The organism is Rothia sp. HMSC068E02 (assembly GCF_001813565.1).
In the GTDB taxonomy this organism is placed as follows: domain Bacteria; phylum Actinomycetota; class Actinomycetes; order Actinomycetales; family Micrococcaceae; genus Rothia.
This window is the reverse complement of the sequence record NZ_KV812882.1, coordinates 175,222-188,998: the sequence shown is the minus strand read 5'-3', so window position 1 is coordinate 188,998 and position 13,777 is coordinate 175,222. Positions and strand designations below refer to the sequence as shown.

The following is a 13,777-nucleotide window of genomic DNA, read 5'->3' as shown; positions in this document are numbered from 1 at the left end:
CAAGCCGGGTCTCTAAACCTCCAACCTGCCCCTCACGGCAGAAGCCTTAGTCCAGACCACGACCGTACTCATCCAGCGAAACAGCCATAAAGCCGCCGTTGCCGTAAGTGTACACCTCGTTATCCATCTGGAATGCGCTCGGGTAACCACCAAAAGTGTCCAGAGCCTGCATACGCTCAGCAGTAGCCTGGGCGCTGGGCTCAACCTCAATATCGTTGTAACGTGCCAGACCGGTACCGGCGGGAACCAGCTTACCGATGATCACGTTCTCCTTCAGGCCGAGCAGCGGGTCAGTCTTCGCCTCCATAGCTGCCTGAGTCAGGACGCGGGTGGTCTCCTGGAAGGAGGCCGCCGACAGCCAGGACTCGGTAGCCAGCGAAGCCTTGGTAATACCCATCATTTCCGGACGGCCAGCTGCGGGCTTCTTACCCTCAGCCAGTGCCTTGCGGTTAGCAGTCTGGAAAGCAATGTTATCAACCAGCTCACCAGGCAGCAGATCGGTATCACCGGACTCAATCACGGTCACGCGACGCAGCATCTGGCGAACAATAACCTCAACGTGCTTGTCGTGGATTTCCACACCCTGCGACTTGTACACGCCCTGAACCTCGCTCACCAGGTGCTTCTGAGCCTCACGAGGACCACGAATACGCAGAACCTCCTTCGGATCAACAGAACCGGTAGCCAGCTGATCGCCAACCTGAACGTGATCGCCGTTCTGCAGCTTAGAAGCTGCACGACGCAGAACAGTGTAGGACTGGGGCTCGGAACCATCGTCCGGGGTCACCACAATCTTGTAGGACTTCTCAGTATCCTCAATGGTCACGCGACCAGACACCTCAGAAATCGGGGCAACACCCTTGGGGGTACGAGCCTCGAACAGCTCCTGAATACGGGGCAGACCCTGAGTAATATCGTCAGCCGAAGCCACACCACCGGTGTGGAAGGTACGCATGGTCAGCTGGGTACCGGGCTCACCAATCGACTGAGCCGCAATAATACCAACAGCCTCACCAATGTCCACCAGCACGTTCGAAGCCATCGAACGACCGTAGCACAGTGCACACACACCAATAGCGGACTCACAGGTCAGAACCGAACGGACGCGAACATCCTTCACACCTGCCTTGAAGAGCTTCTCAATGAGCTCATCAGAGACATCGGAACCAGCAGCAGCCAGAACGTTGCCAGCCTCGTCCTTCACGTCAACCGCAAGGGTACGACCGTGAATCGAAGTCTCAACATCCTGGTGCAGACCGCCATCCTCATCAATCAGAGGCAGAACCAAACCGCGGCGAGTGCCACAGTCGTGCTCGCGAACGATAACGTCCTGCGAAACGTCCACCAGACGACGAGTCAGGTAACCCGAGTTAGCGGTACGCAGCGCGGTATCAGCCAGACCCTTACGTGCACCGTGGGTCGCGATGAAGTACTCCAGAACCGACAGGCCCTCACGGTACGAGGACTTAATCGGGCGAGGCATAATCTCGCCCTTCGGGTTCGACACCAGACCACGGATACCCGCAATCTGACGGACCTGCATCCAGTTACCACGTGCACCGGAGGTCACCATACGGTAAATGGTGTTCAGACCACCGTGAGAGCTCAAGTTCTCACGCATAGCCTCTGCAACCACGTCGGTAGCCTCGGTCCAAACCTTAATCAGCTCCTGACGACGCTCTTCGTCATCGATGGTACCAATCTCGAAGTCGTCCTCAATTGCAGCAGCCTGCTTCTCGTAGCGCTCCATAATTGCCGGCTTCTCAGAAGGAGTAGCAATATCGGAAACAGCCACGGTCACGCCCGAACGAGAAGCCCAGTAGAAACCGGAGTTCTTCAGGTTATCCAGGGCACGAGCCACAACATCCATCGGGTAACGCTCAGCCAGATCATTAATCAGGCTACCCAGACCCTTCTTATCTGCCACGCCAGAGAACCAGGGGTAATCCTTCGGCAGAGCCTGGTTGAACAGAACCTGACCAACAGTGCAGTCCAGCAGCACAGAATCGCCGGGCTGGTAACCCTCCGGTGCTTCCCAATCCTCGGGAGCAACAAACTGGTCACCATCAAGGCGAATCTTCACCTTGGTGTACAGCTCAATCTCATGACGATCCATCGCCATCAGAGCCTCAGACACCGAGGAGAATGCATGACCCTCGTTCTTCTGACCATCGCGAGGAGTAGTCAGGTGGTACAGACCAATAATCATATCCTGCGAAGGAACAGCCACAGGGCGGCCATCCGACGGCTTCAGGATGTTGTTCGAGGACAGCATGAGGATACGAGCCTCAGCCTGAGCCTCAGGAGACAGCGGCAGATGAACTGCCATCTGGTCACCATCGAAGTCAGCGTTGAACGCGGAGCAAACCAGCGGGTGCAGCTGAATAGCCTTACCCTCAACCAGCTTCGGCTCAAACGCCTGAATACCGAGGCGGTGCAGGGTAGGTGCACGGTTCAGCAGAACCGGGTGCTCAGCAATAACCTCTTCCAGAACGTCCCAAACCTGCGGGCGGAAACGCTCAACCATACGCTTAGCGCTCTTAATGTTCTGAGCGTGGCTCAGCTCCACCAGACGCTTCATAACGAAGGGCTTGAACAGCTCCAGCGCCATCTGCTTGGGCAGACCACACTGGTGCATCTGCAGCTGAGGACCAACCACAATCACGGAACGACCCGAGTAGTCAACACGCTTACCGAGCAGGTTCTGACGGAAACGACCCTGCTTACCCTTCAGCATGTCAGACAGAGACTTCAGGGGGCGGTTACCGGGGCCGGTCACCGGGCGACCGCGACGACCGTTATCGAAGAGCGAGTCCACAGCTTCCTGCAGCATACGCTTCTCGTTGTTCACGATAATCTCGGGAGCACCCAGCTCCAGCAGACGCTTCAAACGGTTGTTACGGTTAATCACACGACGGTACAGGTCGTTCAGGTCGGAGGTCGCGAAGCGGCCACCGTCCAGCTGAACCATCGGGCGCAGTTCCGGCGGAATAACCGGAACGACATCCAGGACCATACCCAGCGGAGAGTTGTTAGTGGTCAAGAAGGCGTTAACAACCTTCAGGCGCTTCAGGGCGCGGGTCTTCTTCTGGCCCTTACCGGTCTGAATAATCTCCTTGAGAGCCTCAGCCTCAGCCTCCAGGTCGAAGGACTCCAGACGCTTCTTAATAGCCTCTGCGCCCATCGCGCCCTCAAAGTACAGGCCGTACTTATCAATCATGGAACGGTACAGCGCCTCGTCACCCTCAAGGTCAGCGACCTTCAGGTTCTTGAAGCGATCCCACACACGATCCAGGTGCTCAGCCTCACGCTCGTAACGCTTACGTACCGACGCGAGCTGACGCTCAGCGTTATCACGCAGCTTACGCTTCTCAGCAGCCTTGCCGCCTTCTGCCTCAATACGAGCCAGCTCCGCCTCAACCTCACGGCTGATAGCGTTCACGTCAGCGTTCAGAGCAGCCTCAAGCTCCTGCTTCTCACGGTCGTGAGCAGCCTGCAGCATCGGCAGATCCTCGTGACGAGCTTCCTCGTCAACCTTAGTGATCATGTACGCAGCGAAGTAAATGACCTTCTCCAGGTCCTTCGGAGCCAGATCCAGCAGGTAACCCAGGCGGGAAGGAACACCCTTGAAGTACCAAATGTGGGTAACAGGAGCAGCCAGCTCAATGTGACCCATACGCTCACGACGTACCTTAGAGCGGGTCACCTCAACACCACAGCGCTCACACACAATGCCCTTGAAGCGCACGCGCTTGTACTTACCGCAGTAGCACTCCCAGTCCTTGGTGGGGCCGAAGATACGCTCGTCGAAGAGGCCGTCCTTCTCGGGCTTCAGGGTACGGTAGTTGATGGTCTCGGGCTTCTTAACCTCACCAAAGGACCAACGACGGATGTCGTCGGCGGTGGCGAGGCCAATTCGCATCAAACCAAGCGAAGATTCGTTGGACATATCGGTCCTAATCTCTTTCTGTAAGTTTCTGAAGACTTGGGTTAGCGGGCGGGAACCCCACAACGCACGCGAGCGCATGCGGGGTTCCCCACCCTAGAAGGAGGCGGTGCTTATGCCTCGTCGACGGAGCTAGGCTCGTCGTGGGTCAGGCTCACGCCCATATCTTCTGCTGCCCGGAAGCCTTCTTCCTCCGAGTCGCTCATCTCAATAATCTTGCCGTCGGTGGAGAGCACCTCGACGTTCAGGCACAGAGACTGCATTTCCTTGATAAGAACCTTGAAGGATTCGGGGATACCCGGCTCAGGGATGTTCTCGCCCTTCACGATAGCCTCGTAAACCTTCACACGGCCCGCCACGTCATCGGACTTGACGGTCAGGATTTCCTGCAGGGTGTATGCGGCGCCGTATGCCTCCAGCGCCCACACTTCCATCTCACCGAAGCGCTGACCACCGAACTGCGCCTTACCACCCAGGGGCTGCTGGGTAATCATCGAGTACGGACCGGTGGAACGAGCGTGAATCTTGTCATCCACCAGGTGGTGCAGCTTCAGGATGTACTGGTAACCAACCGAAATCGGGTCCGGGAACGGCTCACCGGAACGGCCGTCAATCAGACGTGCCTTACCGGAACGGTTGATCAGACGGTCGCCATCGCGGTTCGGGTTCGAGTGATCCATGAGGTCGAACAGTTCGTCCTCGTGGGCACCGTCGAACACCGGGGTTGCCAGGCGGGTCGGGCCGGATTCCTTCGGGAAGTTCGGCATGTGCTTGAGCCATTCGGGCTCGCCCTCAATCTTCCAACCCTGCTTAGCCAGCCAACCGGTGTGGACTTCCAGAACCTGACCAATGTTCATACGACCGGGCACACCCAGCGGGTTCAGGATAACGTCCACGGGGGTACCGTCTTCCAGGAAGGGCATATCCTCGATCGGCAGGATCTTGGAAATAACACCCTTGTTACCGTGGCGGCCTGCGAGCTTGTCGCCGTCGGTAATCTTACGCTTCTGAGCCACGTACACGCGGACCAGCTGGTTCACGCCCGGGGGCAGATCGTCCTCATCGTTGCTCTCGCGGTCGAAGATGCGGATACCGATGACGGTACCGGACTCACCGTGAGGAACCTTCAGGGAGGTGTCGCGAACCTCGCGAGACTTCTCACCGAAGATTGCGCGCAGCAGGCGCTCCTCGGGGGTCAGCTCGGTCTCGCCCTTGGGGGTGACCTTACCAACCAGGATGTCGCCAGCCTCAACCTCAGCACCGATGTGGATGATGCCGCGCTCGTCCAGAGCCGAGAGAACATCCTCGGACACGTTCGGAATGTCGCGGGTAATCTCCTCGGGGCCCAGCTTGGTGTCGCGGGCGTCAATCTCGTGCTCCTCAATGTGAATCGAGGTCAGCACGTCCTCAGAAACCATGCGCTGGGAGAGGATGATCGCATCCTCGTAGTTCAGGCCTTCCCACGGCATGTATGCCACGAGCAGGTTCTTACCCAGTGCCAGCTCGCCGCCGTCGGTGGAGGGGCCATCAGCAATAACGTCGCGGTATTCGACGCGCTGGCCTTCCTTCACCACAACGCGCTGGTTGTAGCAGTTACCCGGGTTCGAGCGGGAGAACTTCATGATCGGGTAGGTGGAGACAGAGCCGTCGTCGTTACGGACGATAACGGTCTTAGCGTCCACGGAGGAAACCACACCGGGCTTCTTCGCGAGCACGGAGTCACCGGAGTCCAGTGCTGCGTACTTCTCCATACCGGTACCAACCACGGGAGCCTCAGACTCCAGCAGGGGCACAGCCTGACGCTGCATGTTAGCACCCATCAGTGCTCGGTTAGCGTCGTCGTGCTCCAGGTAAGGAATCAGAGCGGTAGCAACAGACACCATCTGGCGCGGGGAGACGTCCATGTACTGAACGGCGCCGGGAGCAACCAGAACAGCTTCGCCAGAACCATCGCCCGCACGGCAGAGAACCTCGTTTTCAGCGAAGGTGCGGTCAGCGTTCAGCGGTGCGTTTGCCTGTGCGATAACAACAGACTTCTCGTCGTCAGCGGTCAGGTAGCGGACCTCATCGGTCACGCGGCCGTCAGTCACCACGCGGTAGGGGGTCTCAATGAAACCGAAGGAGTTGATGCGACCGTAGGTCGCCAGCGAACCAATCAGACCAATGTTCGGGCCTTCAGGGGTTTCAATGGGGCACATACGACCGTAGTGCGAGGGGTGGACGTCTCGAACTTCCATGCCTGCACGGTCACGGGACAGACCGCCCGGACCCAGTGCGGACAGACGACGCTTGTGGGTCAGACCTGCCAGCGGGTTGTTCTGGTCCATGAACTGCGACAGCTGAGAAGTACCGAAGAACTCCTTGATAGCTGCCACGACGGGGCGGATGTTCACCAAGGACTGCGGGGTGATAGCGTCCACATCCTGGGTGGTCATGCGCTCGCGAACCACACGCTCCATACGGGACAGACCGGTACGGATCTGGTTCTCAATCAGCTCGCCCACGGTGCGGATACGACGGTTGCCGAAGTGGTCAATATCGTCGATATCAATCTTGAGGGAGATTTCCTCGCCGTCACGAACACCGGGGATGGTGGTCTCGCCTGCGTGTAGAGCGCAGAGGTAACGAATCATCTGGGCGATGTCGTCCTGGCTCAGAACGGAAGCCTCGGGGGAATCCATGGGAACGTCCACGCCGAGCTTACGGTTCAGCTTGTAACGACCAACCTTCGCCAGGTCGTAGCGGCGCGGGGTGAAGTACATGTTGTCCAGCAGAGCCTGGGCAGCTTCAACCGTCGGGGGTTCGCCCGGACGCAGCTTGCGGTAGATGTCCAGCAGAGCCTCGTCGCGGTCCTTAACGGAGTCCTTCTCCAGGGTTGCGCGGATGGAGTCGTACTGACCGAACTCAGCCAGGATCTTGGACTCGGTCCAGCCCAGAGCCTTCAGCAGAACAGTCACGGACTGCTTACGCTTACGGTCCAGACGCACGCCAACCTGGTCGCGCTTATCAATCTCAAGCTCGAACCATGCACCGCGGGAAGGAATCACGCGGGCAGAGTAAATGTCCTTATCGGAGGTACGGTCCGGAGCCTTCTCAAAGTAAGCACCGGGGGAACGCACCAGCTGAGAAACAACCACACGCTCAGTACCGTTAATAACAAAGGTACCGGCCTCGGTCATCAGGGGGAAGTCACCCATGAACAGGGTCTGCTGCTTGACCTCGCCGGTAGCGAGGTTCATGAATTCAGCCTTAATGTACAGCGGAGCCGAGTAGGTTGCGTCGCGGTCCTTGCACTCCTCAACAGAGTACTTGGGGTCAGCAAACTCAGGCTCAGAGAAGGAGAGCTGCATAGTCTCCTGGAAGTCACGAATCGGGGAGATTTCTTCAAAAATCTCAGCCAGACCGGACTGAGCGGGGACAGAAGTGTCACCAGCAGCCTGCGCCTTCTCCAGACGCTCCGCCCAGCGCTCGTTACCCACGAGGCGGTCGAAGCTATCGGTCTGGATAGCAAGCAGGTTGGGAACCTTCAGCGGTTCGTTAATCTTCGCGAATGAAATTCGGCGGGAGACGTTCTCCGCGCCGTTAGCGGCGTCATGATTCGAGGTGCTCGAAGCGACCAAAATGGGGATCCTTCCACAGACATGTCTGTTAGCAATCAGCCTCCCGGCGACATTACCGGCGACACGACAACCTCAGCCCCCGAATAGAACGGTGCTCGAAGCTATAGAGTCGGACGGAAAAACGTCACCTTCAGCCCGTGCCCACCGCTATATGAAGGCACAAAGGTTAGGGAAAGCGTAAATACTAACGATACAGGAAGAAATCCCTTCTGTCTACCACACCCTCATCAGGAGTGCAAACCTGCCACAGCCTGCACCTAGCATTCCACCACATTCACAGCCAAACCACCCATAGACGTCTCCTTATAACGGTGAGACATATCCAAACCGGTCTGACGCATCGTCTCAATCACCTGATCCAACGACACACGGTGCGTACCATCACCACGCAACGCCATACGAGCAGCCGTCACAGCATTCGACGCCGCCATCGCATTACGCTCAATACACGGAATCTGCACCAAACCACCCACCGGGTCACAGGTCAGACCCAGGTTGTGCTCCATCGCAATCTCAGCAGCATTCTCAACCTGCTCAGGAGTACCACCCATCACCTGTGCCAAACCGGCTGCAGCCATTGAGGAAGCACTACCCACCTCGCCCTGGCAACCAACCTCAGCACCAGAAATCGACGCGCGCTTCTTATACAGCACACCCACAGCAGAAGACGCCAAGAAGAAATCAACAACCGCCTGATCACGAGCAGCCTGACCGCAATGGCGAATACCCTGCGTGTAGTTCATCGCATAATGCAACACCGCCGGAATAATACCCGCAGCACCATTCGTCGGGGCAGTCACCACGCGACCACCAAAAGCGTTCTCCTCATTGACCGCCAAAGCAATCAGATTCACCCAGTCAATAGCGAACTCAGGAGACTTCGAAGGATCCTCCACCATCAAATCGCGATGCCACGCGCCCGCACGGCAACGCACCTTCAGCGGGCCCGGCAAATAACCCACACGTGCCAGAGAAGAGCCAATGCACTCCTTCATCACGCGGTAGATATGCAAGATGCCATCGCGGACCTCCTGCTCAGAACGCAGCGAACACTCATTCGCCATCTTCAACTGCGCAATCGACAACCCAGCCTCATTCGCCATCTCCAGCAGCTCAGTAGCCGAACCAAAAGGATACGGAGGGTTCATCAGCGACGCGCCACCGGTCGCCTCCTCATCACCCTCAACAATGAAACCGCCACCAATGGAATAGTAGGTACGCTCCAACAGCAGCTGCTCACCGGCAAACGCCGCAATCTTCATACCGTTCGTATGGCGCGGAAGAACCGTCAGGGGGCGCAGAGTCATATCCAGCTCACGGTACTTCACCACCGGGCCGTACACCTTCTGATCCTCGCCACCGGGCGCACTCACACCGTAAGCAGAGGAGGGGTAACCCGCCAGAGGCAACGTGCCATCCACGCTATTACGCTCAATCATCGCCTCAGAATCAGCGATATTAATCGTCTCCGGAACAAAACCACACAAGCCCTTCAACGCAGCGCTCATCGTGCCGTGACCAGCGCCCGTAGCCGCCAACGAACCATACAGATCAACATGTACGCCCGTCACACGGTCCAACAGGCCCTCATCAATCAGCTCCGCCACAAAACGGTTCGAAGCGCGCATCGGCCCCACGGTATGCGAGCTCGAAGGACCCACACCAATGCTGAACATCTCAAAAACACTGATGTCGTACGGCAGAGCCTCTGCCTTCTTCTGGGCACTGCTGGGTGCGCTCTGGTTAATAGCCATGTTCTGTCCTTCAAATAAAAATGTCTGTGCACCGCACCAAAAGATACGCGCCCCTCAACAGAGGAAGCACACATCAATCTGCGGTCTCTACGTGCGGACAATCACCCTTGATTGGCCGCTCTAATCCTAACGCACTTCAGAACCATCACAAACTAAGGTTTAGAACATCTCGACACTCCCCCGCCACTCAGCCCCGCAGTACAGCGCAGAAAAGGCGCCGTGCCCACACGGGACACGACGCCTCTGCCCTACAGATTATCTGCAGAAAAACTCTTACTTCTCACGCTTGTAGAACGGCAGAGCCACAACATCAAACGGAGCACGCTTACCGCGGATATCAACATCAACGGTAGAGCCAACCTCAGAGAACTCACGGTTCACCAGCGCCATAGCAATCGGGAAGCCCAGAGTCGGGGAAGGAATACCGGAGGTAACCTCACCAATCTCATTACCTTCAGCATCCACCAGCTTAGAACCGGCACGAGCAGGACGCTTCGCCTGAGCCTTCAGACCAACCAGGATACGCTTCGATTCACTCTTAGCCAACTCAGTCAGAGCCTCACGACCCACAAAGTTAGCAGCCTTCTTCTCCAGAGCAATCTCAACCAGGCGACCCAAACCGGACTCAAACGGAGTAATCTCAAGACCCAGCTCGTTACCGTACAGCGGCATACCAGCTTCAAGACGCAGGGAGTCACGAGAAGCCAGACCGGCAGGAATCATACCGAAAGGCTCACCGGCAGCAGCCAGCTTATCCCACAGCTCAACAGCGTTCTCATTCGGAACGAACAGCTCGAAGCCATCCTCACCGGTGTAACCGGTACGAGCCAGCAAAACATCAACGCCGGCAACAGTCAGCGGTACCGAAGCGTAGTACTTCAGCTCACGGACAGCCTCTTCATCAGACACGCCAGCAGCCAGCAGAATCTCCTCAGCACGAGGACCCTGAACAGCCACCAGAGAAGTCTGATCCGACTCATTCACAAACTCAACGTTAAAATCGCCCAGGCGCTCGCTCATCGCCGCGAAGTCAGTGTCAATGTTCGAAGCGTTCGGAACGACCATGAATTCCTCATCGCCCAGACGGTAAGTAATCAGGTCGTCAATCACGCCGCCCTTATCGTTGACCAGGATCGAGTACTTCGCCTTACCAACCTTCAGGATGGACATGTTCGACACCAGAGCGTAATCCAGGAACGCACCCGCATCCGGGCCGGTCACACGGAACTCACCCATGTGAGACAGGTCGAAAATACCGGCACGAGTACGGACAGCCTCGTGCTCAGCAACGTCGTTAGCATACTTCAGGGGCATATCCCAGCCACCAAAGTCGGTGAAAGAAGCGCCCAGCTTCTCGTGAACCGGGTACAGGGAGGTCTTCTTGGGGGACATTAGGTTCTCCTCACGCACAGCCTTGTGCTGTTATCGTTCAATCGTCGTAGATTTAGTTCACCCCCACAGACACGAGATACGCTGCGGAGGCGACCCCCACCCGCCCCCAGAAACCTGAGGACGGGTGAGGCAGGTAGACCGCTACAGCCTACCCAGGAGCGTTACAGGCTCCTTATGCTTCCAGGTCGAAAGCCTCCATCGGGGGGCATTCGCACACGAAGTTACGGTCACCGCCAGCGCCATCAATACGACCCACCGAGGTGAAGTACTTGTTAGCGCGCAGGCTCGGGACAGGGAAAGCTGCCTGAGTACGGCTGTAGGGGCGATCCCACTCATCAGCGCTCACCACATCAACGGTGTGCGGTGCGTTGCGCAGAACCGAATCATCCACAGCGACCTTGCCCTCAGCCACCTCGATAATCTCGTCGTAGATGGTCTCCATTGCCTCAATGAAGCGGTCCAGCTCTTCCTTCGACTCAGACTCAGTCGGCTCAACCATCAGGGTGCCCGGAACCGGGAACGCCAGAGTCGGAGCGTGGAAGCCGAAGTCCATCAGACGCTTGCAGACGTCCTCAGCAGTCACGTGAGACTGATCGGTCAGCTGACGCAGGTCCAGGATGCACTCGTGAGCGACCAGACCGCCGGGGCCAGTGTACAGCACCGGGTACTTGTCGTTGAGCTTCTTCGCAATGTAGTTAGCGTTCAGCACCGCGTACTGCGAAGAGTCCTTCAGACCCTGAGCACCAGTCATCGCAATGTACATCCAGCTAATCGGCAGAACACCGGCAGAACCGAAGAACGCCTGAGAAATCGGCAGTGCAGCATCGTTGGGGAGCTTACCTTCAGCATCAGCGCGGTATGCGTCGCCGGGCAGGAACTTCGCCAGGTGCTCACGAACAGCCAGCGGGCCAACACCGGGGCCGCCACCACCGTGAGGAATGGAGAAGGTCTTGTGCAGGTTCAGGTGCGAAACGTCGCCGCCGAACTTACCGGGCTGAGCGAAGCCCATCTGAGCGTTCAGGTTCGCGCCATCCAGGTACACCTGGCCGCCAGCCTCGTGAACCAGCTGGCAAACCTCAGCAACCTGCTCCTCAAACACACCGTGAGTGGAAGGGTAGGTAATCATGATGCCGGCAACCTTGGGGCCGTACTTCTCAATCTTTGCCTTCAGGTCGTCAACATCAATCGAACCGTCAGCCGCAGTTGCCACACCGGCAACCTTCAGACCAGCCAGAGCAGCAGATGCCGCGTTGGTGCCGTGAGCAGACAGCGGAATCAGGACGGTATCGCGCTCGTGGTCACCGTTAGCCTCATGGAAGGAACGGATAGCGCGCAGACCAGCGTACTCACCGGTCGCACCCGAGTTCGGCTGCAGCGAGATAGCATCGTAACCGGTAATAGCAACCAGCCACTCGCTCAAATCCTTAATCAGCTCGTGCCAGCCCTCTGCCTGGTCCTCCGGGACCAGCGGGTGGATGTTCGCGAACTCAGGCCAGGAGATGGGCTCCATCTCAGCGGCCGCGTTCAGCTTCATGGTGCACGAACCCAGCGGAATCATGGTGCGGTCAAGTGCCAGGTCCTTATCAGCGAGGTGACGCAGGTAGCGCATCATCTCGGTCTCGGAGCGGTACTTGTGGAAAATCGGGTGCTGCATGTACTCATCGGTACGCAGCAGCTCAGCGGGCAGATCGTACTGTGCATCTGCCTCACCCAGGGTGCCGCCCAGAGCCTCAACCAGGCCCTTGAGCAGCTCCTCACCATGAGACTCACCCACGGAAATACCAACACGGTTCTCGTCGAAGCGGCGGATGTTCACGCCAGCTTCCAGAGCCTTCGCAACCAGCTCGTCAGCACGGCCAGCAGCCTCCACCACAACGGTGTCGAAGAAAGTATCGTGGGCGATACCGTAGCCCGCAGCCTTCAGCGCGGTAGCAACACGAGCGGCGTTGGTGTGCAGGCGGTTCGCGATAGCGCGCAGGCCCTCAGGACCGTGGTACATCGCGTAAGCGCCAGCAACAATCGCCAGCAGAGCCTGAGCAGTACAAATATTGGAAGTAGCCTTCTCACGGCGGATGTGCTGCTCACGAGTCTGCAGAGCCAGACGGTAAGCAGGCTTACCGGCAGAGTCCTTAGAAACACCCACCAGACGGCCAGGCATGGTACGCTCCATACCCTTGTGAACAGCCATGTACGCAGCGTGGGGGCCACCGAAGAAGAAAGGCAGACCGAAACGCTGAGTATTACCCACAGCGATATCAGCGCCCAGCTCACCAGGGGACTTCAGCAGGGTCAGAGCCAGCAGGTCAGCAGCAACGGTAACCAGAGCGTTACGCTCCTTAGCAGCCTTAATCAACGGCTCAATATCGCGGATATCGCCTTCATTGCCGGGGTACGCCAGGATGACACCGTACAGGTCACCCTCGGGCAGACCCTCAGAGAAATCAGTAATCACGAAAGGAATGCCGAGCATCTCTGCACGTCCACGAGTCACCGAAATAACCTGAGGCAGGCAACGGGAGTCAATAGCGAAGAAGCCGTTCTTCACCTTGCGGTTTGCACGGTGCATCATGACAGCTGCTTCAGCCACTGCGGACGCCTCATCCAGCAGGGAGGAGTTTGCAATCTCCAGGCCGGTCAGCTCCATCACGGTGTTCTGGAAGTTCAGCAGAGCCTCCAGGCGGCCCTGAGAAATCTCAGCCTGGTACGGGGTGTAAGAAGTGTAGAAACCGGGGTTTTCCAGAATGTTACGGCGCAGAACCGCGGGAGTTACAGCGTCATAGTATCCGGCACCAATCATCTGGGCGAGAACCTTATTCTTCGCAGCGTAGCCGGCAATCTTTGCCTGAGCCTCATGCTCCGACAGCGGAGCAGGCAGCTGCAATTCGCCGTCAAGGCGAATCTGGGAGGGGACGACAGCGTCCATCAGCGCATCCAGGGAAGAGTATCCCAGGGTTTCGAGCATCTGCTCTGCGTCTGCGGAACGGGGGCCGAGATGACGATCAATAAAGGACATAGGATTCTCCTATTGGTCGGCGCAAACCGTAGAGGGGTCACGTCGCGCTATT

At 57.7% G+C, this 13,777-nt stretch carries 5 protein-coding genes; all 5 read right to left on the bottom strand.

From position 1 onward, the window contains the following. Nucleotides 1-46 precede the first annotated feature (46 nt). The 5 genes from HMPREF2919_RS02480 to gcvP all read right to left on the bottom strand — a co-directional run bounded on the left by HMPREF2919_RS02480 (nt 47) and on the right by gcvP (nt 13,725). Entirely contained in the window at nt 47-3,949 is a 3,903-nt protein-coding gene (locus tag HMPREF2919_RS02480) for a DNA-directed RNA polymerase subunit beta' (protein ID WP_049349245.1), read from the bottom strand. Nucleotides 3,950-4,059: 110 nt separating this feature from the next. Continuing rightward, entirely contained in the window at nt 4,060-7,566 is a 3,507-nt protein-coding gene (gene rpoB / locus HMPREF2919_RS02475; RefSeq protein ID WP_049349243.1) for a DNA-directed RNA polymerase subunit beta, read from the bottom strand. A 257-nt stretch (nt 7,567-7,823) separates the two neighbouring features. After that, nucleotides 7,824-9,320: an L-serine ammonia-lyase gene (locus HMPREF2919_RS02470; RefSeq protein ID WP_070666041.1), complete on the bottom strand. Its 1,497-nt coding sequence runs from the start codon at nt 9,318-9,320 to the stop codon at nt 7,824-7,826. 273 nt (nt 9,321-9,593) lie between these two features. Next, nucleotides 9,594-10,712: a glycine cleavage system aminomethyltransferase GcvT gene (gcvT, locus tag HMPREF2919_RS02465; protein ID WP_070593732.1), complete on the bottom strand. Its 1,119-nt coding sequence runs from the start codon at nt 10,710-10,712 to the stop codon at nt 9,594-9,596. A gap of 172 nt (nt 10,713-10,884) precedes the next feature. After that, the gene (gene gcvP, locus HMPREF2919_RS02460; RefSeq protein WP_049356342.1) at nt 10,885-13,725 is read right to left on the bottom strand and encodes an aminomethyl-transferring glycine dehydrogenase; all 2,841 of its coding nucleotides are present in this window, start codon (nt 13,723-13,725) and stop codon (nt 10,885-10,887) included. Between the last annotated feature and the right edge of the window lie 52 nt (nt 13,726-13,777).